Origin of the sequence: Micromonospora zingiberis, from assembly GCF_004331455.1 — a bacterium.
GTDB classification, from domain to species: Bacteria; Actinomycetota; Actinomycetes; order Mycobacteriales; family Micromonosporaceae; genus Micromonospora; species Micromonospora zingiberis.
In genome coordinates this window covers 145498-169277 of the sequence record NZ_SJJR01000007.1, presented here as the reverse complement: position 1 = coordinate 169277, position 23780 = coordinate 145498, and the positions used below count along the sequence as shown (strand labels likewise).

The 23780-nt window shown below is 68.8% G+C and carries 24 protein-coding genes; 19 read left to right on the top strand and 5 right to left on the bottom strand.

Going from position 1 to position 23780, the window contains the following annotated elements; genetic code table 11:
- Positions 1 to 70 precede the first annotated feature (70 nt).
- Both E0H26_RS13265 and E0H26_RS13260 read right to left on the bottom strand, forming a co-directional pair.
- A complete protein-coding gene (locus E0H26_RS13265; RefSeq protein WP_131303901.1) occupies positions 71 to 628 on the bottom strand; it encodes an SMI1/KNR4 family protein in 558 nt (185 codons plus the stop codon).
- Positions 629 to 678: 50 nt separating this feature from the next.
- Positions 679 to 1071 (bottom strand): winged helix-turn-helix transcriptional regulator, encoded by a 393-nt coding sequence (locus E0H26_RS13260; protein WP_240742133.1) that lies wholly within the window; start codon positions 1069 to 1071, stop codon positions 679 to 681.
- A gap of 106 nt (positions 1072 to 1177) precedes the next feature.
- Here E0H26_RS13260 and E0H26_RS13255 point away from each other — a divergent pair, with 106 nt between their 5' ends.
- The 7 genes from E0H26_RS13255 to E0H26_RS13225 all read left to right on the top strand — a co-directional run bounded on the left by E0H26_RS13255 (position 1178) and on the right by E0H26_RS13225 (position 8477).
- A complete protein-coding gene (locus tag E0H26_RS13255) occupies positions 1178 to 1582 on the top strand; it encodes a VOC family protein (protein WP_131303900.1) in 405 nt (134 codons plus the stop codon).
- A 119-nt stretch (positions 1583 to 1701) separates the two neighbouring features.
- Positions 1702 to 2304, top strand: a complete 603-nt coding sequence (locus tag E0H26_RS13250) for a hypothetical protein (RefSeq protein WP_131303899.1) — start codon at positions 1702 to 1704, stop codon at positions 2302 to 2304.
- A 255-nt stretch (positions 2305 to 2559) separates the two neighbouring features.
- Positions 2560 to 3411 carry an HpcH/HpaI aldolase/citrate lyase family protein gene (locus tag E0H26_RS13245; RefSeq protein WP_131303898.1) on the top strand — a complete coding sequence of 284 codons (852 nt, stop codon included), beginning with the start codon at positions 2560 to 2562 and terminating at the stop codon, positions 3409 to 3411.
- Positions 3412 to 3536: 125 nt separating this feature from the next.
- A complete protein-coding gene (locus E0H26_RS13240) occupies positions 3537 to 4799 on the top strand; it encodes a cytochrome P450 (protein WP_165521844.1) in 1263 nt (420 codons plus the stop codon).
- 140 nt (positions 4800 to 4939) lie between these two features.
- A complete protein-coding gene (locus tag E0H26_RS13235; RefSeq protein ID WP_131303896.1) occupies positions 4940 to 5773 on the top strand; it encodes an SDR family NAD(P)-dependent oxidoreductase in 834 nt (277 codons plus the stop codon).
- Positions 5773 to 7008, top strand: coding sequence for a cytochrome P450 (locus E0H26_RS13230; protein ID WP_131303895.1), 1236 nt, complete (start codon positions 5773 to 5775; stop codon positions 7006 to 7008). The genes E0H26_RS13235 and E0H26_RS13230 overlap by 1 nt, the downstream gene beginning before the upstream one ends.
- 8 nt (positions 7009 to 7016) lie before the next feature.
- On the top strand, positions 7017 to 8477 hold the full coding sequence (locus E0H26_RS13225) for an MFS transporter (RefSeq protein ID WP_131303894.1): 1461 nt from the start codon (positions 7017 to 7019) through the stop codon (positions 8475 to 8477).
- Here the strand turns inward: E0H26_RS13225 and E0H26_RS13220 are convergent.
- Both E0H26_RS13220 and E0H26_RS13215 read right to left on the bottom strand, forming a co-directional pair.
- The gene (locus E0H26_RS13220) at positions 8445 to 9680 is read right to left on the bottom strand and encodes a CoA transferase (protein WP_206025056.1); all 1236 of its coding nucleotides are present in this window, start codon (positions 9678 to 9680) and stop codon (positions 8445 to 8447) included. The two genes, E0H26_RS13225 and E0H26_RS13220, sit on opposite strands and share 33 nt — an antisense overlap.
- 8 nt (positions 9681 to 9688) lie before the next feature.
- Positions 9689 to 10195, bottom strand: a complete 507-nt coding sequence (locus tag E0H26_RS13215) for a VOC family protein (protein ID WP_165521843.1) — start codon at positions 10193 to 10195, stop codon at positions 9689 to 9691.
- Positions 10196 to 10411: 216 nt separating this feature from the next.
- Between E0H26_RS13215 and E0H26_RS13210 the strand changes: the two genes are divergently transcribed.
- From E0H26_RS13210 to E0H26_RS13170, 9 genes are all read left to right on the top strand, one after another.
- On the top strand, positions 10412 to 11275 hold the full coding sequence (locus E0H26_RS13210; RefSeq protein ID WP_165521842.1) for a branched-chain amino acid ABC transporter permease: 864 nt from the start codon (positions 10412 to 10414) through the stop codon (positions 11273 to 11275).
- Complete coding sequence (locus E0H26_RS13205) at positions 11272 to 13089, top strand: branched-chain amino acid ABC transporter ATP-binding protein/permease (protein ID WP_131303891.1); 1818 nt, start codon at positions 11272 to 11274, stop codon at positions 13087 to 13089. The genes E0H26_RS13210 and E0H26_RS13205 overlap by 4 nt, the downstream gene beginning before the upstream one ends.
- Complete coding sequence (locus E0H26_RS13200) at positions 13086 to 13808, top strand: ABC transporter ATP-binding protein (protein ID WP_131303890.1); 723 nt, start codon at positions 13086 to 13088, stop codon at positions 13806 to 13808. Before E0H26_RS13205 ends, E0H26_RS13200 begins: the two co-directional genes overlap by 4 nt.
- A gap of 38 nt (positions 13809 to 13846) precedes the next feature.
- Positions 13847 to 15022: an ABC transporter substrate-binding protein gene (locus E0H26_RS13195; protein ID WP_131303889.1), complete on the top strand. Its 1176-nt coding sequence runs from the start codon at positions 13847 to 13849 to the stop codon at positions 15020 to 15022.
- A gap of 194 nt (positions 15023 to 15216) precedes the next feature.
- Positions 15217 to 17409, top strand: a complete 2193-nt coding sequence (locus E0H26_RS13190) for an acetate--CoA ligase family protein (protein ID WP_131303888.1) — start codon at positions 15217 to 15219, stop codon at positions 17407 to 17409.
- Positions 17402 to 18637: a CaiB/BaiF CoA transferase family protein gene (locus tag E0H26_RS13185; protein WP_165521841.1), complete on the top strand. Its 1236-nt coding sequence runs from the start codon at positions 17402 to 17404 to the stop codon at positions 18635 to 18637. The genes E0H26_RS13190 and E0H26_RS13185 overlap by 8 nt, the downstream gene beginning before the upstream one ends.
- A gap of 4 nt (positions 18638 to 18641) precedes the next feature.
- Positions 18642 to 19556, top strand: coding sequence for an enoyl-CoA hydratase/isomerase family protein (locus E0H26_RS13180; protein WP_131303886.1), 915 nt, complete (start codon positions 18642 to 18644; stop codon positions 19554 to 19556).
- A gap of 2 nt (positions 19557 to 19558) precedes the next feature.
- Positions 19559 to 20281, top strand: a complete 723-nt coding sequence (locus tag E0H26_RS13175) for an enoyl-CoA hydratase/isomerase family protein (protein WP_131303885.1) — start codon at positions 19559 to 19561, stop codon at positions 20279 to 20281.
- A complete protein-coding gene (locus E0H26_RS13170; protein ID WP_131303884.1) occupies positions 20278 to 21141 on the top strand; it encodes an enoyl-CoA hydratase/isomerase family protein in 864 nt (287 codons plus the stop codon). Before E0H26_RS13175 ends, E0H26_RS13170 begins: the two co-directional genes overlap by 4 nt.
- A gap of 1 nt (position 21142) precedes the next feature.
- Here E0H26_RS13170 and E0H26_RS13165 read toward each other — a convergent pair whose 3' ends face one another.
- Positions 21143 to 21619, bottom strand: coding sequence for a MarR family winged helix-turn-helix transcriptional regulator (locus E0H26_RS13165; RefSeq protein WP_165521840.1), 477 nt, complete (start codon positions 21617 to 21619; stop codon positions 21143 to 21145).
- Between the two features lie 214 nt (positions 21620 to 21833).
- Between E0H26_RS13165 and E0H26_RS13160 the strand changes: the two genes are divergently transcribed.
- Genes E0H26_RS13160 through E0H26_RS13150 form a run of 3 tightly spaced genes read left to right on the top strand, consistent with a single transcriptional unit; the run spans position 21834 to position 23779 of the window.
- Entirely contained in the window at positions 21834 to 22403 is a 570-nt protein-coding gene (locus tag E0H26_RS13160; protein ID WP_131303882.1) for a hypothetical protein, read from the top strand.
- A 12-nt stretch (positions 22404 to 22415) separates the two neighbouring features.
- Positions 22416 to 22886 carry a nuclear transport factor 2 family protein gene (locus E0H26_RS13155; protein WP_131303881.1) on the top strand — a complete coding sequence of 157 codons (471 nt, stop codon included), beginning with the start codon at positions 22416 to 22418 and terminating at the stop codon, positions 22884 to 22886.
- Between the two features lie 35 nt (positions 22887 to 22921).
- Entirely contained in the window at positions 22922 to 23779 is an 858-nt protein-coding gene (locus E0H26_RS13150; RefSeq protein ID WP_131303880.1) for an HTD2 family dehydratase, read from the top strand.
- The last annotated feature ends 1 nt before the right edge of the window (position 23780 follow it).

Sequence of the window (23780 nt, the reverse complement as noted above, 5' to 3'; positions counted from 1 at the left end):
CTGCACTGAAGCAGGTGCAAGTGCGCTACTTTCGGCGAGCCGGTCTTCGTGGTCTGGCGGTGTTCGTGTGTCAGGCGTCGAACCATGGTTTGCCTGCCGACCAGTGTCTTACCCAGCCCATGAACCCGGAGTCGGCGGTGGTGTGACCGAACTCCGCGCCGTACGGGGTGGCGCCTTCGCCGCTGATGTTCCAGATATGCCCTCGGTGTGGGCCGGTCACGATCAGGTGCCAGTACATGCCGCAGCCGTCCGTGCCGAGCACCACCGATCCATGATCGAAGACCGGGGCGAGTAGCGGCGCGATCTCCTCGTACGGCCGGGGGTCGTCTTCCCACAGCCACGCCTCGGTCAGCGGGAAGGGCGCGCTGAGGGTGCGGACCGGACGATCGTCACCCCAGTCGTCGGGCAGTTCCGCGACGCCGACCAACCCGTGGTCGGGCGGCCCGGAGAAGGAACCGTCGGTGATCTCGGCGACGAACGTCCGGTACGGCTCCGGCAGCACCACGCCGTGCGCTGCCTCGAAGGCATTCACCTCTTCCCAGCCCAACGCCGACTCGCCCGCGTCATCTACGCCGAAGGCGGCACGAAGCTCGGCGAGGTCGTCCGGATGGGCGTGCTCGATGTTCATGACGCGGTTGATACCACGGAGCGCGGCCTCGCCGGATTCGCGCCCCTACGTCAAGGGATCTTGCGTTCCTGCTCGAAGCGGCGGCGTGAGGCCAGGACCTCGTCCAGGTGGTGGCGGCTCCACCGGCAGAAACCGTTGATCGTGTGGTGGAGCTCCCGGCCGGCGGGGGTGAGCCGGTATTCGGTGCGTGGCGGCACGGTGGGATGGAGCGTCCGATGGACGACTCCGTTGCGCTCCAACTGTCGCAGGGTGGCGGTGAGCAGCCGGTGGCTGATGCCGGTGACCTGCCGGTGCAGTTCGCCGAAGCGGCGGGTGTCGGTGCCGATGGCTTCGATGACCGGCACCGCCCATTTGCTGCCGACCACGTCGAACACCTCGCGAGCCACCAGGTGCACCTGCGCCATGTGCGTCGCCGTCGGTGTGCCGGGAAACGGCTCGTCCACTCGCCGTTCCTCCTCGTATGCGCCGCTTACCGAAAAGTGCGTACTTACCCCATCCGCAGCTATCGCCTTACGGTCTGGTCGGCAATCTCAACGTACAGGAGTGGATATGGCCATCTTGAAGACGTACGCCCGGCTCTGGGTTGATGACCTCGACGCCTCGCTGCCGTCGCTGCGGGCCCTGGTTGGCGCGGAGCCGGATCTGCGGTTCGCGTTCGACTCGATCGAGTTGGCCGCGATCGGTGACTTCCTGGTGATCGCTGGCCCACCCGAGGAACGAGCCCGCTACGCGCACGCCTCCGCGACCGTGATCGTCGATGATCTGGACGCGGTCGTCGCCGGACTGACCGCCGCGGGCGGCGAGGTCACCACCCCGGAGGCGACCAGCCCCACCGGCCGTTTCCTGTACGCCCGGCATGCTGGTGGGGCCGAGGTCGAGTACGTCGAGTGGGTGCCGGAGTTGGTCGACCGGGTAACCGATTCGCTGCGCTCTGCTGCTTTGTGCACATGTTGAATGATCATGCCGATGGCTACTCCATCGGTCGGCCTCCATACTCCTCGTAATCCCCTCGGCTTGGAGGCTCTGTGAAACTTGTCGGTCCAATAGCGCGACACGCTCGGCGTATCGGCATCGTGACCGTTCTCATCCTGCTCTCGACACTGGCGATCGCGGCCCCGGCCAGAGCCGATTTCATCTGGCCGCCTCGTGGCTGGTGCGGGCCACACACCACCGGCGGCCCCTGGTACGAGATCCTCGCCTCCGAGGTGAACCCGACACTCACCCATTTCATGAGCCTCAACATCGCCCCGGGCACCACAGGTGAGCGGACCGAGACCCTGACCAAGGTCAGTTCGGTGAGCACGACCATCGGTGGCAGTGTCGAGGTCAGCAGCTCCGCCGGAGCGATCTTCACGAAGGTCTCGGTCAAGGTCGGGTTCTCCGTGCAGAACACCAGGGCCAGCACGGACACCGAGACGACGAGCATGCGCTGGAGCTTCAACGAGCCCGGCTACTACGGCCTGTACAAGGGCACCCGGGCCGTCTCCGGTGAATACACCTGGTTCAGGTGTCTACGCCACGACCTCGGCCCGCTGGGAGTTGCCTACAACGTCGTGCGCGAGGGCACACAGACGTACACGACCTTCGACAACATCGAGGTCGGCACCGTCCGGTGCGGAGATGTCGTACCGATGGGAACGCTGCGCTTCAAGGCGCGCCTGCAACTCGGCTGCTGACGTCCTCGGCGGGCCGCAGGTCACGGTCCCCGTTCGTCGGGGCGGTGAGCGACGACCTGCGGCCACGTCCGCCAGCGCCGGCCATGCGGGGCTCCCGGGCGCGGCGAAGCGAGAGCATGACGAACCACACGGTGCGCGTCAGCCGTCGAGCGCTGCACAATCAGCGGCACATCTGCGGCGTTCGGAAGCCGTCTTCGGATGAAGGCCCGGCACTGGTGTGCGCTCAGCCTGACATGGCAAGGAGATCATGCTCCCATGACTGTGATCAACGGCGCTGGCGTGGCCGACGCCCGTACGATGCTGTTCGTCCCAGGTGACCGGCCGGAACGGTTCGCCAAGGCGAGCGCGACCCGGGCCGATCTGGTGATCATTGATCTTGAGGATGCCGTCGGGCCGGGTCACAAGGACGCGGCGAGGCAGGAAGCGGCGCGTTGGGTCGACACGGTGGGGCCGGCCGCCGTACGGATCAACGGGGTGGGCGCGTCCGAGCATGCCGCCGACGTGCGCGCTCTGGCGGGGTTGCCGCAGCTGCGAGCCGTGGTGGTGCCGATGGCGGAGGACCCCGGAGCGCTGGTCGCCCTACACCAGCGGTTCGGACCGCAGGTGGCGATCGTGGCGCTGATCGAGACGGCCGTCGGCATGGTCCGGGCGCTGGAGATCGCCGGGGCTACCGGCGTGACGCGTCTGGCCTTCGGTCACCTGGATTTCGCGGCCGACATCGATGCCGCGACGTCGGACGAGGCGATGCGATACGCCCGTTCCACTCTGGTGGTCGCCGCGCGGGCCGCCGGGCTACCCGGTCCCGTGGACGGCGTCACGACCGATCTGACCGACCCGGGACGGGCTGCCGCTGATGCCGAGCGGGCGCGAGGTCTCGGATTCACCGGCAAGTTCTGCATCCATCCGGCGCAGGTCGAGGCGGTCAACGGGGCGTTCACGCCGGATGTCGAGCAGGTGCGGTGGGCGCGGCGGGTCGTGGCGGCGAGCGGTGCCGGCGGAGCGCTACGGGTCGACGGGCAGATGGTCGACGCACCTGTGATCCGGCGCGCGGAGGCGGTCCTGCGCCGGGCGGGCGCGGAGCGTGACGGGCAGGCGCAGCGGGGCTGAACTGGCGCGGTCGGAAACGTGAGGCGACCCAGCGGGTTGACGCGAGCAGATATTTAACTAGGCTAAGCGATGCGTGAAGCTTAGCCATGTTAAGGAAGTTGCCCCACGCTCCGCTGGAGGCAGGTATGCGGCTCGCCGAATCACGATCGCTGGAGAACCGGGTCCGGCGCCTCTTCGCCGGCGACCCGGAGCTGTTGGCCGACCCGTACCCCACCTGGAACGAACTGCGCACCCGGCATCCGGTATGGCGGTTGGACGACGTCGTCGTGCTCAGTCGCCATGCCGACGTGAAACAGCTGCTCGGCGACAACAACATCCTCTACAGCCGCGCGGCGACCCGACACTCGACGCGTTACGAACAGGCACGAGAGCGGTTCAGCCCGCCCGGTCGAGCCGCGTTCGACCGGGTACTCGGCCACGAGTTCCATCAACTCGTCCGGATGGACCCACCCCGGCACCCGCGGGTCCGGCGCGTGGTGCTGCCACCGTTCTCAGCGCGCAGCCTGGCCCGGGACATGGAGGCCGCGGTCCGCCGGCGGGTGGACGAGAACCTCGATCGGCTGCTCACGCAGCGCCAGGACGTGGTGGACTTCAAGCGTTTCGCCTACACGCTGCCCCTGGAGGTGCTGGGTGACCTGCTCGGCATTCCGCTCGGCGAGCTGGACATGGTGCATTCGTGGGCACAGAAGATCGCCGAGAACAAGCTCAACGCCGACTCCGAGGCCAAGGCCGTGGCGGCCGACGAGGCGTACACGGCGCTCCTGACGTACATCGACGACCTCGTTGCACAGCAGCGGGCCACCGGCAGGCAGACCGGGCTGGTGGCTGCCGTGCTCGATGCCGAGAGCGCGGGTCAACTGTCGCGCGAGGAGCTGATGGGCATGCTGGCCCTGATGATCTTCGCCGGCCACGAGACGACCAGCAACCTGCTCGCCGTCGGGCTGCTCGAACTGCTCCGCCGACCCGAGCAGTGGCAGCGCCTGTGCGCCGACCCGGAACGCGCGCCGGTGGCGGTCGAGGAGTTGTTGCGGTTCGTCACCCCGGCGCACTTCCTCCAGTACGTCGCCGCCGAGTCCCGTGAGGTGGCCGGGGTGCCGATCCGGGCCGGTGACACGGTGATCGGCGTGCTGGCCGCGGCGAACCGGGATCCCGACGTCTTCGTCGATCCCGATCGGCTGGATCTCGACCGAAGCGACAGCAGGCATCACGTGTCCCTCGGCCTCGGGCCGCACTTCTGCCTGGGTGCCGGGCTGGCCCGGATGGAGGCGACGATGCTCTTCCGGTCCGCCGCCCAACGGCTGCCCGACCTCCGGCTCGCCGACGACAACCTCGAATGGGGCGGGCGGTCCCTGCGTACGCCGCACCGGCTGCCGGTGGCGCTGCGCTGAGGAACGATCCACCGGAAAGTCCCCTTGACCTGCGGCGGTTACGCCGACATCATCACACATACTTAACCTAGCTAAATACATGCCGGGTCCCGGGCTTTCCGAGCGCAGCGGGGCACCGTCCCGCGATGGAGGGGCAATCGATGAGGTATCTGATCACCGGTGCCGGTAGCGGCATCGGCCGGGCGGTGGCTCGCCTGGCGGTCACGCGGGCTGAGGCCGGCGAGACCATCGGACTCGCCCTGGTGGACCGCAACCAGGAGGCGCTGGACGAGGTGGCCGAGGAACTGACCGCACTCGGCGCACGTTGCGTGACCGTGGTGGCCGACCTCGCCGACACCGAGGCACCGGGCCGGGCCGTGCAGGTCGCGCAGAACGAGCTGGGCGCGCTGGACGCGGTGATCAGCAACGCCGGCACCATCGCCGCAGGTCCGCTGGCCGATCTCGACGTTGACGCGTTCCAACGTAACTTCGCGATCAACACCCAGGCCACCTGGCTGCTCGCTCAGGCAGCCCGCCCGACATTGCGCGAGACCCGCGGCGCGCTGGTGGCGACCGCGTCGATGTCGGCGCAGCACCCCACCCCACCGCTGGGTGCGTACAGCGCGAGCAAGGCCGCGCTCGTGATGTTGGTCCGTCAGCTGGCCCTGGAGTGGGGGCCCGACGGCATCCGCTGCAACTGCGTCTCCCCCGGACCGACCGACACGGGCCTGACCCGGCAGTCCTTCGGCGCCGGGGTGAACGACACCGCACGGGCGAACCGGGCGTACCGCGAGGCACTCATCCCGTTGCGAAAGATCGGCGGTCCCGAGGAGGTCGCCGAGGCGATCATCTTCCTGGCGAGCCCGCGCGCATCCCAGATCACCGGCGTCGACCTCCTGGTCGACGGCGGGCTTTCGTTGTCGCTGATGCCGGTAGCCGCGGGTATCAGCGGATACGTCCCGAACTCCGCGGCCACCGACGAGAGAGGTGTGTGATGGCGTCGACGGCGTGGCCGGCCTTCCTGTCCAGCGAGGTCGCGGAGGATCCGTACGCGTACTACCGGCGACTGCGCGCGGAGTCCCCGGTCCACTGGGACGAGGGCCTGGGCGGCTACCTGCTGAGCCGCCACGCGGACGTGGCCACCGCGTACAAGAGCCCGGCCTTCTCGACCCGCAACTACGAGGTGCACCTCGAACCGGTGTTCGGCCGGTCGCTGTTGCAGATGGACGGGGCCGAGCACAGCCGCAAGCGCGCCCTGGTCAGCCCGTACTTCCGCGGTAAGGGTCTGGAGATGTGGGCGCCGGTGATCGCGCGCAACATCGCGGGCATCCTCGACCGTTCGGTGACCTCGGCCAGCGAGCATCTCGTGCGCCAGTTCCGCCCCGGCGCCACCGTCGATCTCCTGACCGAGTTCTGCTACTACCTGCCGGTGTATGTCATCACCGACATGCTCGGTCTGCCGCACGACGATTACGATCGCTTCGTCGCCTGGTACAGCGCCCACATCGACTTTCTCGGCAACCTGCACCGCGACCCGACGATCGCCGCACGGGGCCGCCAGGCGACCGAGGAACTCTGGGACTACCTGACACCGGTCATCCATGACCGCCGCCGGCACCCCGGCGATGATCTCATCTCCGCCCTGGTCACCGCCGAGGTGAATGGTGAGTCGCTGGCCGACGACGAGATCAAGACGCACATCACCCAACTGCTCAACGCCGGGTCGGAAACCACCGGCAAGGCTCTCGGCAGCCTGTTCACCCACCTGCTGAGCCAACGCGAACTGTTCGAGGCGGTGCGGGCGGACCGGTCCCAGTTGCTGCCCGCGATCAGCGAGACCCTGCGGTTCACTCCGCCCTCGCAAATGAACGGCCGGCAGACGACCACCGACGTCCAAGTCGAAGGCGTGACGATTCCGGCGGGGTCGCTGGTCATGCTGCTCATCGCCTCCGCCAATCGTGACGAACGTCGTTTCCGGGCCCCGGACAGCTTCGATCCGGGTCGAGACGACCTGGATCACGAGAAGGCGTTCAGTGCCGCGGGGGAACACTTCGCCTTCGGGTTCGGTCGGCACTTCTGCCTCGGCGCGATGCTGTCCCGAAGTGAGCTGCTGCAGGCGAGCAACGTGCTGCTGGACCGTTTTCCGCAGATGCGCCTCGCCGACGGTTTCCAACCGCACTGGAAGGGCCTGAAGATGCGCGCGGTCGAACAGTTACTCGTCACACTCTGACCGCGGCGGTGTCCACTCCGGCAGCACCGACGGTCCGCACCCGCTTCGTGGGCCGCCCGCCACTGGCACCTGTCCTGGTGGCGGCCGCGCTCGTCTCGGCCGCGGTGGTGACCCTCGGCGCCCCGCTGGTGCCCATGGTCAGGATCCACTTCGGGCTGTCCGAGGAAGCGGCGCAGTGGTCGTACACCATCACGTTGCTGACCGGTGCGGCGTTGACGCCGGTGCTCGGACGGCTCGCCGACGGTCGCCGACGGCGACCGGCCATGATCGCGGTATGCCTGCTGGTGGCGCTCGGTTGCGTGCTGTCGGCCGTCCCGGGGCCGTACGGGCTGTTCCTGGCCGGACGGGCGTTGCAGGGACTCGGCGTGGCCCTGGTCGCGATGACCATCGCGACGGCTCGTGACCACGCCTCCGGCGCTCGTGCCGTACGCCTGGTCGCTCTGCTCTCCGTCACCACCGCCGTGGGCGCCGGCCTCAGCTACCCGGTGACCACCTCCGTCGCCCAGTGGTACGGACTCGGTGCGGCCTTCGGCGGTGCGGCCGGGCTCGGCGTGCTCATCACCCTGGCGGTGATCCTGGGCCTGCCCGCCATGGTGGACGCGGCACGTCCCCGTGGCCTCGACGTGGTCGGCGCGCTGCTACTGGTGATCGGCACGGGGCTCGGGCTGCTCGGGATCAGCCAGGGCAACAGTTGGGGCTGGACCGACGCCCGGCTGCTCGCGCTGGGCGGTGCCGCGCTGCTGGCGCTCGTCGCGTGGGTGGCGGTGGAGTTGCGCCAGCGCAATCCGCTGGTGGAGCTACGCCTGATGGCCCATCACGACGTCCTGATCGCCAACGGCACGGCCGTGCTGATGGGTATCAGTCTGTACGCCCTGCCCGTCCTGATCAGCCGCCTGGCGCTGGCTCCGCCGAGCAGCGGCTACGGTGCGGGGCTGCCGCTGGCCGCGGTGGGCCTGGTGATGATGCCGATCGCCATCGGCGGACTGCTGGGCAGCCGGTCGTCGGTGTTCCTCGCCGCCCGCTGGGGGCCGTACGCGGCACTGGCGATCGGCGCGTTCGTCGCCGCCCTGGGGCCCCTCACGCTCGTTCTCGGCAGCACCGGGCTGTGGTCCCTGGTGGTGGCGATCGGGCTGTCGGCTTTCGGGTCGGGAGCGACCTTCGGGATGATGGCGAACCTGATCGTGGCCGCCGTGGATCCGGCGCAGACCGGCAGCGCGACCAGCCTCAACCTGCTGCTGCGGGCGGTCGGTGGAGCGCTGGGCAGCGCCGGTACCGCCGCGATTCTGGGCGCCCATCCCGGGCCGGGTGGGTTACCCACCGAGTGGGGGTTCCGCCTGGCGGGCCTGGCCTGCGCCGCAAGCTGTCTCGCCGCGCTGGTGTTGAGCCTGGTGTTGGCGGCGCTGTCCCGGGCCTCCCGACGTGCCGCGCGACCCGCCTCACCGTCCGCCGACGATGCCGCTGGCGCGTAGCGCCCGCACGGTGTCGAGGTCGTGCCCCAGCCACTGCTGGAGCACCACGTCGGTGTCGGCGCCGACAGCGGGGGCCAGCAGGGTCGTGTCATCGCCCCAGCCCTCGGCCCTGGACACCGGGCGGGGCACCGGGAAGGTCCCCGCGCCGGACTGTCGGACCTGGGTGAACAGGCCCGACCGGGCCAGCAGCCCGTCCGGGGCGTCGACCAGTTCCGCCACGGTCCGGTAGTCGCCCCAGAGGACCTGCCCCCGGTCGAGGGCGGCGACCACGTCGCGGTGGTTGCGCTCGGCGAACCACGGCGCCAGCAGTGCCGTGATCACCTCTCGGTGTTGGTACCGGGTCTCCTCGCGGCCGAAGTCGACGCCCATCGCCTCGGCAAGGGCGGCGACGACCTCCCGACGGCCGGTGAGTTCGATCAGGCTCTGCCAATGGCGGCTGGTGAGGGCGACCACCATCACCCGGCGACCGTCGGCGGTGGCGAAGTCGCAGCCGTAGCTGCCGTACAGGTGGTTGCCGTCCCGGCGCCGGCCGCCGCCGTTGACCGCCACGTCGGCGACGAAACCCAGGTGTCCCATGGTGGCCAGGGCGACCTCGGCGAGGTTGATCCGGATGAACTGTCCCTCGCCGGTGTGCCGGCGGGCCCGGTCGGCGACGAGGACGGACAGCGCCGCGTGCAGGCCGGTCAGCAGGTCCCAGGCCGGCAGCACGTGGTTCACCGGCGCCGTCGAGTCCGCCGGGCCGGTGAGCCAGGGCAGACCGACCTCGCAGTTGACCGTGTAGTCGACGGCCGGCTTGCCGTCCGGCTGGCCGCCGATGTGCACCATGATCAGATCGGGTCGATGTGTGCGGAGCTGCTGGTAGTCGAGCCAGGGCTGCCCCACTGCGTTGGTGAGCAGGATGCCGTGGCCCTCGCCGCCGGCCCGCAGCAGCGACCGGACGACGTCTCGACCTGCCTCGCCGCGCAGGTCGACCTCGACGGACCGTTTGCCCTTGTTGAGACCGGCCCAGTAGAGGCTGGAACCGTCCGGCGCGAGCGGAAGTCGCCGCACGTCGGGCGCGCCGCCGATCGGGTCGATCCGGACCACGTCGGCGCCGAGCTGGGCCAGCGTCATGGTGGCGGAGGGGCCGGCGACGTAGGTGGACAGGTCGAGTATGTGCAGGCCGGCCAGGGGGCCGGTGCTCCCGCTCGTCGTGGTGGCCACGGTGCTGCTCAGCGGAACGGGGAGACGAAGGGGATGCCCCGCTCGGCGGCCGCGGTCGCCAGCCAGTTGCCGATCTCCTCGGCGATCTCGTGGGAGACCAGTTCGATCCACATGCCGGGCGACTCGGGACTGTAGTGGAACGCCGCGCGGGCGATCTGTCCGTCGTCGGCGACACCGGACAGTTCCCGACGGAACCCGCGTGCCTCCAGGTCGGCCGACGCGGCGACCAGGTCGTCGGTGAAGTAGCCGAGGTGGTGGACGTACCGCCCGCCGGTCAGGTTGAGGTAGGGCGTCGGATCGACCTGCTCAAGAAGTTCGATGAAATGGGGGCCCTGTAGCGAGTAGGTGAAGCGGACCTCGCGGTCGACGATCCCGTCCGGGCAGAGCATCGGCGCGGTCGACGTTTTCGGTGGCGCCCAGTCGAGCCCGAGGGCCGCCCCCCACGTCTGCATTGCGTTCGACAGGCTGTCAACGATCAGGCCGGTGTGATAGAGGCGGAGAAGGGGCTGAGCCATGGGTTCCTCCCTCGGAGTCTGGGGGCGGATATTACACCAGGCTAACCATCTTGCCCAGGGGCCGAGCAGGCCACGCACATCAGAATCGTTGCCGCGAGATTGCGACGTCGAAAACTCTTGACAGCAGGTGCGTGTGACGCCAGTCTCATGCATTAGTTAACCACGTAAAAGATCCTCTCCTGCGACCCGCGACCTTCGGATGCAGAAGGAATGCACATGCTGTCACTTATCGTAACCAGCCTGTCGCTGACCGCCGTACTAATCCCCTTGGTGGTGTCGGTCAGCCTGGTGTTCCGGGTCAGCGGGGTGGTGAACTTCGGCGCCGGATACTTCTGCGTCTTCGCCGGCGCCGCCTGCGCCAGCTGGGGTGCGGAGAACGCCCTACTCGGCGTCGTCCTCACGCTCGCGGCCGGAGCCGTCCTCGGCGGGCTGACCTACGCCGCCGCGATCCTGCCCGCCCAGCGCAAGGGCGTACCCGTGATCGGCCTGACCCTGTCCACCCTCGGTTTCGGTCTGCTGCTGAACTTCGTCACGCGACAGCAGTTCGGCGGGCAGCCGTCGATCGTGCAGCCCTGGCTGACCGGCTCGGTGCAACTCGGCGACTTCCAGACCGCCCGGCAGCGGCTGCTCATCATCGGCCTGTCGCTGCTCCTGCTGATCGGCCTCTACCTGCTGTTCGACCGAACCCTGATCGGACGCGCGCTCAGTGCGGTCGCCCACGACCACGAGCTCGCCGCGGTCTACGGCGTCCGCAGCAGCCGGTTCCGCCTGCTGGCCTGGGTGGTCTCGGGGGTCTGCCTGATGATCGGCGGCATCTTCCAGGCGACCGTCGCCAGCGTCTCCATCGATGTGGCGCCCACCCTGCTGGTGCTGTCCCTCGTCGGCGCCGTGATCGGCGGCCTGGGCAGTCTCTTCGGGGCCGTCGGCGGAGCACTCGTGGCCGGACTCGCGATGACGGTGACCGACCAGTTCATCGCACCCGGCTTCCACCTCACGACCCTTCTGGTCATCTTGTCCCTGGTGCTGCTGGTGCGGCCCAGCGGGCTGTTCACCTTCCGTGGAACGGCGGAGCGCGTATGAACACCATGCAGAAGGTCGCCGCGTCCGCGGTCGTACGACACCTCGCCGCACCGGTGGTCCTGGTCGTGGTCGGGCTGGCCACCGCGGGCAACGACTACTACCTGCACCTGGCCACCGCGGCGGGAATCGCCTACATCCTCACCGCGGCGTTCAACCTGATCTACGGCTACGCGGGCATCTTCAACCTCTCCATCATCATGACCTACGGCCTGGGCGCCTTCACCAGCGTCTACCTGGAAGTCCACTACGGCGTCTCGTTCTGGCTCGCGCTGCTGGTGGCGGTGGTGGTCACCTCGACGCTGTCGGTGCTGGTCGCACTACCCAGCAAGAGCCTGGGCGAACTGTTCCTCGCGATCCAGACGTTGGCCTTCGCCCTCGCCCTCGGTGAGATCCTGCTCAGCTGGGAGGAGTTCAGCGGCGGCACGATCGGCATCTACATCATCCCCTCCCCCAGCCTCTTCGGCCTGGAGCTGATCGGCGGGTACCAGGAGTTCTACTGGCTGACGGCCGTCTTCGCGCTGCTCACCTTCCAGCTGATGCGCAACGTCCACCGCTCCGGCACCGGCCGCAAGCTGGTGGCGCTGCGCGAGGGACCGCGCATCCTCGCCTCGGTCGGCGTATCACCGGGGCAGGCCCGACTGGTCGCGTTCGGGCTCTCCGGGATGCTCGCCGGCCTCGCCGGTGCGCTGTACGCACATTTCCAGCTGGTCATCGACCTGGACACGTTCAGCTTCCACCGACTGGTGGCGCTGCTGCTGGCCACCATCCTCGGCGGGGCGGGCTACTTCTTCGGACCGGTGTTCGGGGTGCTCGCGATCCTGGTGATGGACGAGCTGTCGCTGGTGACCAGCCAGGCACAGGACCTGATCTACGGAGTCGGCATCCTCGTGCTGGTGGTGGCGACCCGCGGCGGCATCGCCGGGGCGTTCCAACGACTGGTGGCCCGGTTCACCCCGGCACGTCAACGGTCCGGGCCACTCACCACCGCCAGCGGATCCGGCGAGCAGCGCAACCCGCAGCGGGTGGCCGAACAGCTGGCCGAGGAGGGCCCACGACGGCAGGTGACGGTCACCGACCTGGCGGTGTCCTTCGGCGGCACCCGCGCCGTGGACAACGTGTCGATCACCTTCGCCACCGGCGAGGTGGTGGGGCTGATCGGCCCGAACGGCGCCGGTAAGACGACCCTGCTCAACGCGGTCACCGGGGACGTACCCACCGCCGCCGGGGCGATCAGTCTCGATGGCGACCGGCTACTCGGGCGGCGGCAGCAGGACATCGTCAGGATGGGCATCAGCCGGACGTTCCAGAGTCCCAAGGTGATCCCCGAGCTGACCCTGCTGGAGAACGTCATGCTGGCCGGCGACGGACTCGACGGTCCGGGCTGGGTCAACGAGGTGCTGCGCACCCCCGGATCGATCCGGCACGACCGGCGCTCGCGCGAGCGGGCCATGGCGCTGCTGGACGACCTGTCGCTGGCCGGACGCGCTGATCAACTCGTCGGCGACCAGCCGTACGGCGTGCAACGGCTCGTCGAGATCGCCCGCAACCTCATGCTCCAGCCGTCCTTCCTGCTGCTCGACGAGCCCGGCGCGGGCCTGACCGAGTTCGAACGCGCCGAGGTGGCCGAGGTGGTCCGGGCGTTGAGTCACCGCCAGATCGGCGTGGTCCTGGTCGACCACAACCTGTCGCTGATCAACGCCGCGTGCGACCGGGTCTACGTGCTCGACAGCGGTCGGCTCATCGCCGACGGCCCTCCCGCGGAGGTCTTCGCACGCCAACAGGTCATCTCCGCCTACCTGGGAGTACCCGGATGAGCACACCGCTGCTGCAGGTCACCGACCTCGCCGTCGGCTACGGCAACCGCGAACCCGTCCTGCGCGACATCACTCTGACCCTCGAAGCCGGCGAGGTCCTCGGAGTCGTCGGTATGAACGGCGCCGGTAAGACGACCCTCATGCGGGCGCTCAGCGGCAGCCTGCGTCCCCGCTCCGGCACGATCCACTTCGACGGGAAGCCGATCGGCGGCGTCAACACCGCCGACCTCGCCCGACGCGGGCTGGTCCTGCTGCCCGAGGGCCACCGGGTACTACGACCACTGACGGTGGACGAGAACCTGGAGATCGCCACGATGGCCCTCCGGCGGGGCCGGGTCCGCCGCCGGCTGCGCGAGGTACGGGCCCTGGTGTACGAACTCTTTCCGATCCTCGAACAACGCCGGACCCAGCTGGCCGGGCTGCTCTCCGGTGGCGAACAGCAGATGCTGTCCCTCGCCCGGGCCATCGTGCAGAACCCGCGGGTCCTCCTGCTCGACGAGCCCTCACTCGGGCTCGCCCCACTGATCATCGACCGCATCTACCAGTCGCTGGACTCGCTGCGCCACCAGGGCATCTCGATGCTCATCGTCGAACAGAACAGCGAGCGGGTCTCCACCGCCTGCGACCGCCTGATCGTGCTGCGCGACGGCCAGGTCTCCGCCGCGGGACCGCCCGCCGAGTTGCAGGGTTCGCGGCTGCACCACGCCTACTTCGGCTGACCGCCGACCACCCCACCCCCGCAAGAAGGAGAGCAGTCATGAGGCGACTTCTCGCAACTACCGTCACGCTCGCCGCTGTGCTGGCGGCAAGCGCCTGCGGCGGCACCGAATCGCCCTCGGGTGACTCCGGCAAGCCGCTGACAATTGCCTTTCCGGTACCCCTGACAAGCGGTAACAAGACCGCGGCCGACCAGATGGTCAACGCCGCCAAACTCGCGGTCAAGAAGATCAACGAGAACGGCGGTGCCGGCGGCCGGACCCTCGAACTGAAGGTCTACGACGACAAGCTCACCGCGGACGAGTCCGCCAAGGTCGCCCAGCGGAGCATCACCCAGGACGGCGCCGAGGTGATCCTGGGCGGGTACACCTCGATCGAGGGCCTCGCGATCCGCGAGGTCGTCGAGCGGCGGAAGATCGTCTACATCGCCACCTCGACGATTTCTCCCCAGCTCACCCAGGGCGCCACCTACACCTTCCGGGCCGCGCACGACCAGGGCGACTACCCGGTCCAGATGGCGGCCCTCTACAAGCAGCTGGGATTCACCAAGCCGACGGTGATCCACGACGACGGTCCCACCGGCTCGACCCTGTTCGAGCCGATCGTGAAGGCGCTCCAGAACGAGGGGCTGACCCCGGGCAAGCCGATCGCCTTCACGCTGAACTCCACGAACGTGTCGACCGCGATCGAGGCCGTGAAGAGCCAGCAACCGGACTCGATCATCCACATCGGCTCTTCCGGCGCGGATGCGGGGCTCGTCCTCAAGACCCTGTCGGAGCAGGGTGTCCGGCTTCCCGTGCTCGGCTTCGGGTCCCTCATCTCGGCTGAGGCGCTGAACATCGGTGGTGCCGCCTACGACCAGTTCCCGGTCTACACGCTGGCCAACACCCAACCGTCGAAGCCGAAGATGCAGGAGTTCGCGCAGCTGTACGCGACCGAGTACGGCGGCGACGCGGCCACCACGGCAGCCACCCTGGTCGAGGGTGCCGCCCAGACCTGGGACGGCTTCGAGGCGCTGCGGCAGGCGCTTGAGGTGACCAAGGGCGACACCAGCGGTGACGCGCTGGTCGCGGCGCTCAAGGGTCTCGCGCCCTTCGAGGGTGCGGCGGGCAAGGCGGGCAAGGCGATCAGCTTCGCCGACTCGCAGAACGCCTACAAGGAGGCGTTGACGGTGTTCGTCCTGAAGGACAAGCGTCCGGTCGAGGCGAACCAGTAGCGGTCGGCGCAGGGGTCGTCGGAGCGGCACGACCCCTGCGCCGGACCGGCGGTGTTCGACGGCGCCGCACCGGCACGATGACCCCGATCACATGTTTAGCCACGCGAAATATATTCCCCACAGCACTCCCCGAACCCTATATTTAGCGTGGTTAAGTAACTCGTTTCCGAACCTGCCATAGGAGCTACTCGACGATGGTGACCGTTGACTACTCATTAAGGCGCCAGGTGGTGACCCCGCAGCGGGTAGGCGCATTCTTCGGAGCCCGGAGCATTGCCATCGTCGGCGCGTCGAGCAGTTCCAGCTGGGCACTCAACCTGCTCGGCAGCCTTCGCCTCGGTGGCGGCGTCGAGCACCTCACCTTCGTGCACCCCAAGTACTCCGTACTGTTCGACCGGCCGACGATTCCGACCCTGCGCGATCTCGCGGAGCCGGTGGATCTCGCGTACGTGATGGTCGGACCGAACCGGGTGGACGACATCCTCGAAGACGCCGGCGCGGCGGGTGTCAAGAACGTCGTGGTCCTCGCCGCCGGCTACGGCGAGACCGGCGCGGACGGACGCGAACGGCAGCAGCGACTCGGTGAACGCGCCGTCGAACTGGACCTGACCATCATGGGACCGAACACGATCGGCTTCATCAACGCCGTGGACGGCATCTCCCCCTGGGCGGTGGCCTCCCACGCGCCACCGCTCGTCGGACCGGTGAGTGCCGTGTTCGAGAGCGGATCCATGGCCCGGGCCACCTACGAGTTCGCCCAGGCACACGGGGTGGGATCGAGCATCTGGGCCTCGGTCGGCAACTCGGTGGTACTCACCAGCCTGGACGTCCTCGAATACCTGATCGAGGACGAGAGCACCCGGGCCATCGCGCTGTTCCTGGAAACGGTCCGCGAACCGGACCGACTGTTCACCCTCGGCCGCCGCGCCCTCGAAGCGGGCAAGCCGATCGTCGCCTACAAGGCGGGCCGCAGCGAGGAGGGCATGCGCTCGGCCATGGCACACACCGGTGCCGTGGCAACCGACGACGCCATCGTCGACGCCGCGTTCCGGCAGGCCGGCATCGTCCGGGTCGAAAGCATCGAGGAACTCGTCTCCACCGCCGGGCTGCTCGGCCACAGCAGACGGCTGCCCCGGGGGCGCCGGATGGGAGTGGTCACCTCCTCCGGTGGCGGCTGCAACATCATCGCCGACCTGGCCCAGAACAACGACCTGGCGCTACCCGCCTGGCACGACGAGACCGTCACCCAACTGCGCGAGCACCTGCCGGAGTTCGCCTCGGTGCTGAACCCGCTCGACACCACCGGGTTCGGTCACGCCCGGGCCCGGCCCCGGCCAACCAAGGCCGAGGACGACCTGATGGAAATCGCGGTGACCGACCCCGGCATCGACTTCATGTTCAGCATGATGACCCCCCTGCCACCGGCACCACCGGCTGATCCCGACTTCATCGAGAGCCGCATGAAGATCATCGGTGAGATCGTCGAGGCGGCACCAGTGCCGATCTTCCTGTCCTCCAACACCTGCCTGGACGTGGCGGACTACCCACGCCGCCTGCTGGCCGACAACGGCCTGTACCTGCTGCCCGGCGCCGACCTCGCGATGTCCTCGATCGGGCACATGATGCGCTGGGTCGACCAGCGCGAGCGGATCCTGTCCCGCCCGGCGCTCGCCAGCCACCAGAGCCAGGCCGCCCCGGCATCGGCACCGACCGGCACCTGGGCCGAGGACGAGGGTCGGAACCTGCTGTCCGCCGTCGGGGTGCCGTTGGTCCCGGCACGGCTGGTCACCTCCGCCGCCGAGGCGGCCGAGGCGGCCAACGCCTGGCCGGGCCCACTGGCCCTGAAGATCTGCTCCCGGGACATCGCCCACAAGTCCGACGTCGGCGGGGTCGTGCTCGGCATCGAAGGCCCCGAAGCCGCCGCCGCGGCCTACCGGGACATGGTGGCGACCATCGCCGCGCGCGTACCGGAGGCCGACGTACGAGGCGTCCTGATCTCACCGCTACGGGGGCCCGGACCGGAACTCCTCGTCGGCGTCACCGTCGACCCGATCTTCGGGCCGGTGCTGGCCCTCGGACTCGGCGGCATCTGGGTCGAGGTGCTCGGCGACAGCAGCCTGCGCGTCCTCCCGGTCGACGCCACCATGGTCAAGGAGATGCTGCGCGAGCTGCGCGGCGCGGCGATGCTGCGGGGAGCACGCGGCACGGACCCGGTCGACCTCGACGCACTCAGCGAGGTGGTGGTCGGCATCTGCCACGCCGCCCTGTCGGTCGGGCCGGCCCTGGACACCTTGGAGGTCAACCCGCTGCGGATCTCCGCCGCCGGTATCGAGGCCCTCGATGTCCTGGTCACCACCCGCCCACGAAAGGAGAACGACGGTGAGTGACCCGCGAGACGACGCGGTGGCCGACGACCGGCCCGGTGCACTGGCCGGCATCCGGGTCCTCGACTTCACCCGGTTCATGCAGGGGCCGTACGCCACCAAGATCATGGCTGACATGGGCGCCGCCGTACTGAAGGTGGAGCGCCCCGGCGGCGAGTGGGACCGCCGGCTGCGGCTGGCCCCGGACGGATTCGGCGGGTTCTTCCACGCGTTGAACCGGGGCAAGCGCTCGGTCTCGGTGGACATCACCACCGAGGCCGGTCGCGACATCGTCCTCCGGCTCGCCGCCGACTGCGATGTCGTGGTGGAGAACTTCCGGCCGGGCGTCATGGATCGCCTCGGCCTGGGCTACGACAAGTTCAAGGCCGCCAACCCCCGGATCATCTACGCGGGTGCCTCCGGGTACGGACCGCACGGCCCACGCCACCGGGAACCCATGTACGACATGGTCGGCCAGGCGGTCTCCGGCGTCTCGGATTTCATGCGCAGCAGCGAGGGCGTGCCCCGGCTGGCCACCCGGGGCATGGCGGACTCCGCGGGCGGCATGTTCCTGGCCATGGCCGTCCTGACCGCGCTGTTCATGCGGGAACGCACCGGCCACGGCCAACGGGTGGACGCCTCCCTCGTCGGCGCCTGCCTCGGCATGCACGCCGCGGAGATCACCATCGCGCTGCGCGACGGCAAGGTGCACCGGCCACCGGGACGGGTCACCTCGACGTCTGGGGCGTTCCGCTGCGGTGACGGCCGCTGGGTCGTCATCGGCGCGACCGACCAGAAGCTCTGGCGCAACCTCACCCTGGCCCTGGAGCGCGATGACCTCTTCACCGACGAGCGGTTCCACCGCAGCCGGGTACGGGAACAGCACCGCGACGTACTCGAACCACTTCTTGAGCAGATCTTCCTGACCCGCGACCGGGACGACTGGGTGGCCCGGATGCAGCAGCACAACGTCCCCGTCGCGCCGGTCAACTCCTTCCTCGACCTCGCCGACGACCCGGACGTGCTGGCCAACGGATACCTGGTCCGCCAAACCGACCGCCGGTGGGGCGAGGTGACCACCGTCGGGCACCCGTTCCACCTGAGCCTGGCCCCCGCACGGGTCGGTGACTGGACGCCGGAACTCGGCGAGGACACCGAGTCGGAGCTGCTGGCCCTGGGTTTCACCGCCGCACAGGTGGCGCAGCTGATCGACGACGGCGTGGTCGAGCAGGCGCCGGCAGAGAGGACGTGACGCGATGGCGCGGTACGGAACCCCGGAGAGCATCGCAGCCGCCTCGACCCAGGTGCGGTACGAGGTGCAACGCGACCCAGGAATCGCCTACATCACGCTGAACCGGCCGGAGAAGCACAACGCGATGAGCGTGCCGATGCGCGACCGCATCATCGACCTGGTCGACGAGGCGAACATCGACCCCGACGTGAAGGTCATCGTCTTCCGTGGTGTCGGCAAGTCCTTCTGCAGCGGCAACGAGATCAATGAGGAGTGGGGGCAGCGGCGGCCGCACGAGCGACGGCGCACCCTGACCGTCGGCTACCGGTACGGGGCCGACATGGCCTGGGGACGGTTGGGTTTCAGCCAGGCCATCTCGCGGTCGCCGAAGGTGACGATCGCCCAACTGCACGGGTACTGCGCGGCGGCCGCGTACTTCATGATCGCTTGCAAGTGCGACCTGGTGGTCGCCAGCGACGACGCGCGCATCGGCGCTCTGGAAGCCCGGTTCCTCGGGCCGGCGGGCGCGGTGGCCAGCGTGCACATCAACCGCATCCTCGGCACCAAGGCCGCCCGCCGTACCGGCTTCACCGCCATGACGATGTCCGGCCCCGAGGCCAGGGAACTGGGCCTGGTGACCCGGCTGGCGCACCGCGACGAACTCGCCGAGGCGACCCTCGCCCTCGCCACCGAGATCGCCGCCACCCCCACCGGTCAACTGCTCTACCTCAAGGCACGGCTACGGGCCGCCGAGGCCGTGATGGACACCAGCGTGCCCGCGATCACCGGACTGCTGGTGTCCCACTTCCTCCAATCCGCGCCGGACGAGATGGATTTCTGGCGCACCGCCCGACAGGTGGGCGTCGGGGGCGCCCTGGACGCCGACAAGAAGCGCACAGGCGCGGTCGATCCACGGGCCGGTACGGAAGGGACGAGCTGATCATGATCACGACCAGTGTCGACAACTGGTGCGGCGTCATCGAGGCCGCCGACTACGGTCCGCTGAGCCGCCACGAGGCGCCGTTCGCGCGGGCCCTGCGCCAGGCCGTGGTCGACCTCTCCGACGACGACCACGTGAAGGTGATCGTGCTGCGGACGACGCACGGGGACTTCGCCGGCGCCGGCACCCCGCCGCCGGTGGACACGACCGAGGTGTTGACCACCTGGCATCGTGACTTCGCCGCCTCCTCGGCCGTGTACCAGGCGGTCTGCTTCTCCAAAAAGGTCGTGGTGACCGAGGTGGCCGGGCACTGCTCGGCCGCCGGAAGCATGCTGGTGCTCTGCTCGGATCTGACGGTCGCCGCGGAGAACGCCACCTTCGCGTCTCCGTTCACCGATCTGCCGGAGGCGAACTTCGTCCTGGCGGCGCTGACCATGCGACTCAACCGGGCCAAGTCGTGGCTGCTGCGCGGGTCGACCATGCCGGCCGCGGAGGCGGTGTCGGTGGGTCTGGTCAACCAGGTCGTACCGGCAGACGAGCTCGCGGCGACGACCCGGGAACTGGCGCGTTCGGTGACCGGCATGCCGCTGGACGGCATCACCATGTCGAAGATGCTGTTGCAGGCGGTCCTCGACGGGCACGGCGTGGGCCGCGAGTTCGATCTCGCGGACCACTACGCAATCCACCGGTGGGCAGGGTTGAACGCGGGGACGGTGCAGGGATGAGCAGCCACGAGCACGTCGAGTTCAGCATCGACCGCGAGCGGTACACCGCCCGGATCACCCTGCGGCGCCCGGCGGCCGAGAACCGGGTGACCACCGCGATGGCGACGCAGATCTGCGACTTCCTCGACGTCGTCGAGCAGGACGACGACATCAAGGTGGTGGTCCTCTCCGGCGAGGGCGAGCATCTCTGCGCCGGCTGGGAACCACAGGACGCCTGGCGGCAGTACCTCGACGCACCGGGCGGGTCGGTCCGCAAACACCCGAGCCAGCGGGCCCGCCTCATCGCCGCCGACGAGAACTGGTGGGGACCGCGAGGTCTCTACACCAGACTGCTGCGGTGCCGGAAGGTCACAGTGCTCGAAGCCCGCGGCAAGTGCTTCGAGACGGGCCTCTACTTCGCACTCTGCTGCGACCTCGTGGTCGCCGGGGCCGACGCCCGGTTCGCCTGCCCGCGCTGGCGCAACGTCGGAGTCGACGGCGACATGGCCCTGCTGTTCGCCACGGTCGGACTCAAGCGGGCCAAGGAGCTCATGTTCTGCGATGTGGCGTGGTCCGCGCGCACGGCGTTGGCCTACGGTCTCGTCGACTACGTCGCCGACGACGTCGCCGCCAAGGTAGAGGAGTTGGCGAACATGAGCGCGTCGATCATGCGGGACGGCATCGTCACCGAGAAGTACGCGGTTTTCGCCTCGCTGGACAAGATGGGGATCGGCCACTCGTTCGCCGCCACCACCGTCGTCGGCGCGTCGCTGAGCAACATCCACTTCCAGCCGGGTGAGTACAACTTCCTGCGGGACCTGCGCGACAACGGGGTCGACGAGGCGCTGTCGACCTCCCGGCGAGGGCTGCGCGATGTCTGAGCTAGTCGCCCGGGGTGATGTCCAACTCGGGGTCGCAGAGCCGCTCCAGTACCGGCAGGGCGACGAGCAGCAGGTCGAGTTCCTCCCTGGTGAGCCGGTCCAGGTGTTCGGAGAGCCACACCTCGCGGCTGCGCAGCAGCCGCGAGCGCTCCGCCACGCCGGCGGCGGTCAGCGAGATCCTGGAGGCCCGTCCGTCGACCGGGTCGCGTTCCCGCTTCACCAGGCCCAGCTCAAGGAGTCGGTTGAGCGAGCGGGTGACCGACGGCGGCGTGACCCCCTCGCCCGCGGCCAACTCCCCGGCGGTCGTCGGCTGGTTACGGCCGATGCTGAACAGCAGAGAGATCAGGGCGTAGCTCAGTCCGTCGTCGTTCTGCTGGCGCAGTACCCGGCCCAGCCGGCCGAGCGTCATCCGCAGGCGGGTGAGTTCTTCCCGCGAGATGGACTCGGACGTGCGGCTCACCGGGGTCGGGTTGCTCATGATCTCCCCAAAGTCCGTTCGAACGTGGCGGGTCCTGACAACCCTGCCGGACGTACTGTGCGCGGTCGGCGCACCCGTTGTCCAGCCCTCATGCGGATCAATCATTACCGGCGCGGATTCTGACCGTTGTCCACCACGCCGAGCCAAGGTAGTTTACATGGTTAGATAATTCTGCCAGCGCCACCCCCACAGTTCCAGCGAACGAGGAGCAGCCATGAAGGACTTCCGACCCGAACTGACCTACACAAGCTTCGAGCCGCACATGCACAAGGCGACCACGCCACAGCAGAAGGAGCACCTCGAAACGGTCGTACACCACTCCAAGGGAGAGGTCCTGGCAGATCTTGACATGGTGTTGCCGACCCTGTCGGACAATCCGCGATACCACGAGTACGGCGTCTTCGCCGGCACGCTGGAGGACACCGGCCCCAAGGGCCTGGAGGCGGTGAAGGCCAACTACACCGAGATGGTGAACAACGGGTCCTACGTCATCGAGTCGAAGAAGAACCGGGTCGTCGTCGCCGACAACGAAATCGTCACGGACGGCACCTTCCGCCAGATCCTCACCGCTGCCGTCGCCGTGAAGATGGGATTCGTGGACCCGGACGCCACCGACCTGAGCAGCCACTACCTGCTCTCCGCCCGCACCGTGGTGTTCTGGGAGTTCGACGAGGACGGCAAGGCCAAAGGTGAGGACCGCTATGTGTTCTGCCACCAGATCGAGCCGCTCGCCGAAACCGACCTGCCGGAGAACTACCCGGCCCAGTTCCGCACCCAGAAGTGAGGGTTCGACAACATGACCACCTCCGATGAACGGTCCCTGGAGGACCGGATCGACGAGATCGAGAGCCGCACCGCAATCGGGGAACTGGTGGCCGGATACTGCGAAGGGGTCGACCGCCAGAACGTGGAACGATTCGTCGGCCTCTGGCACGACGACGCCGCATACCTCATTCCCGGCGGCCGCGGCAACTTCCACGGCATAGCACAGATCCGCGAATCCCAGACGGTGATCGCGAAGGCATGGAAAGAGACATACCACTGGACGACCAACCACACCGTCCAATTCGAGTCAAAGGACCGGGCGGTCGGGCGTAGCGATGTCTTCGCGATATGCAAACACCACAACGACCTGATCAGTCTCGTCGGCGGCACCTACGACGACAGGTACGAACGCCGCAACGGTGTCTGGAAATTCGCGGAGCGAACGGTCACCCGCTGGTTCGTCAGCGCCGGCACCGACATCCAACTCCTACCCCCGTTCTGACCCGTACCGTCGTTGACACCCCCGCAGGAGAAGCAGTGGATGAGCAGGTCCGGCATCGCACCGGCACGGTCGATCCGTACCCGTCCCAGGCCCTGGCCGCCCTCCTGGACGTGCCACTGACGGCGGAGCCGGATTCCGCCGTACCACCGATGTGGCACTGGGTGTATCTCCTCGACGCCTGGCGGCAGAGCGAACTGGGCACCGACGGCCATCCCCGCCACGGCGTGCCCGCCCCGCCCGCGCCGGGCGTCCGGCGGATGTTCGCGGGCGGCCGAACCACACACCTGCGACCCCTCCGGTTCGGCCGCCCCGCCACCAAGATCTCCTCCGTGGTGAGCAGACAGGACAAGCACGGCCGCTCAGGACCACTGTCCTTCGTCACCGTCCGACACACGATCACCCAATCCGGGCAGCTGGCCGTCCTCGAAGAGCAGGACATCGTCTACCGGCCCCAAGCCGCCGGCCAGGGCCGACCAGCGGGCGCAGGCCCCGGCCCCAGCGAGGACGAGCCGCCACCGCTGGACCGATCCCACTTCACGGTGGACCCGGTCGTACTCTTCCGGTTCTCCGCGCTGACCGGCAACACCCACCGGATCCACTACGACCAGCGGTACGCCGCCACCGAGGGCTACGCCGACCTGGTCGTCCACGGTCCACTACAGGTGGTGCTGATGGCCGACTTCCTGCGCCGCGCCGGCGTGGAACTCCTCGGACGGTCCCTGCACTACCGCCTCCTCGCGCCGGCAATCGGCGCACAGCGGCTGGAGATCCGGCGACTGACCTCCGGCCATCGCCCCGGACCCGCCGCGCAGGTCCGGGCCCAGACCGGCGAACTCGTCTCCCAGGCCGAGTTGCGTGACCCCGACCCGACCATCGAAACCGACGTGGAGTAAC

Excerpts from the sequence above, each read along its gene's own strand:
- E0H26_RS13265 (WP_131303901.1), bottom strand. The coding sequence starts at position 628 with ATGAACATCGAGCACGCCCATCCGGACGACCTCGCCGAGCTTCGTGCC.
- E0H26_RS13255 (WP_131303900.1), top strand. The coding sequence starts at position 1,178 with ATGGCCATCTTGAAGACGTACGCCCGGCTCTGGGTTGATGACCTCGAC.
- E0H26_RS13245 (WP_131303898.1), top strand. The coding sequence starts at position 2,560 with ATGACTGTGATCAACGGCGCTGGCGTGGCCGACGCCCGTACGATGCTG.
- E0H26_RS13240 (WP_165521844.1), top strand. The coding sequence starts at position 3,537 with ATGCGGCTCGCCGAATCACGATCGCTGGAGAACCGGGTCCGGCGCCTC.
- E0H26_RS13235 (WP_131303896.1), top strand. The coding sequence starts at position 4,940 with ATGAGGTATCTGATCACCGGTGCCGGTAGCGGCATCGGCCGGGCGGTG.
- E0H26_RS13230 (WP_131303895.1), top strand. The coding sequence starts at position 5,773 with ATGGCGTCGACGGCGTGGCCGGCCTTCCTGTCCAGCGAGGTCGCGGAG.
- E0H26_RS13215 (WP_165521843.1), bottom strand. The coding sequence starts at position 10,195 with ATGGCTCAGCCCCTTCTCCGCCTCTATCACACCGGCCTGATCGTTGAC.
- E0H26_RS13210 (WP_165521842.1), top strand. The coding sequence starts at position 10,412 with ATGCTGTCACTTATCGTAACCAGCCTGTCGCTGACCGCCGTACTAATC.
- E0H26_RS13205 (WP_131303891.1), top strand. The coding sequence starts at position 11,272 with ATGAACACCATGCAGAAGGTCGCCGCGTCCGCGGTCGTACGACACCTC.
- E0H26_RS13200 (WP_131303890.1), top strand. The coding sequence starts at position 13,086 with ATGAGCACACCGCTGCTGCAGGTCACCGACCTCGCCGTCGGCTACGGC.
- E0H26_RS13195 (WP_131303889.1), top strand. The coding sequence starts at position 13,847 with ATGAGGCGACTTCTCGCAACTACCGTCACGCTCGCCGCTGTGCTGGCG.
- E0H26_RS13190 (WP_131303888.1), top strand. The coding sequence starts at position 15,217 with ATGGTGACCGTTGACTACTCATTAAGGCGCCAGGTGGTGACCCCGCAG.
- E0H26_RS13180 (WP_131303886.1), top strand. The coding sequence starts at position 18,642 with ATGGCGCGGTACGGAACCCCGGAGAGCATCGCAGCCGCCTCGACCCAG.
- E0H26_RS13175 (WP_131303885.1), top strand. The coding sequence starts at position 19,559 with ATGATCACGACCAGTGTCGACAACTGGTGCGGCGTCATCGAGGCCGCC.
- E0H26_RS13170 (WP_131303884.1), top strand. The coding sequence starts at position 20,278 with ATGAGCAGCCACGAGCACGTCGAGTTCAGCATCGACCGCGAGCGGTAC.
- E0H26_RS13165 (WP_165521840.1), bottom strand. The coding sequence starts at position 21,619 with ATGAGCAACCCGACCCCGGTGAGCCGCACGTCCGAGTCCATCTCGCGG.
- E0H26_RS13160 (WP_131303882.1), top strand. The coding sequence starts at position 21,834 with ATGAAGGACTTCCGACCCGAACTGACCTACACAAGCTTCGAGCCGCAC.
- E0H26_RS13155 (WP_131303881.1), top strand. The coding sequence starts at position 22,416 with ATGACCACCTCCGATGAACGGTCCCTGGAGGACCGGATCGACGAGATC.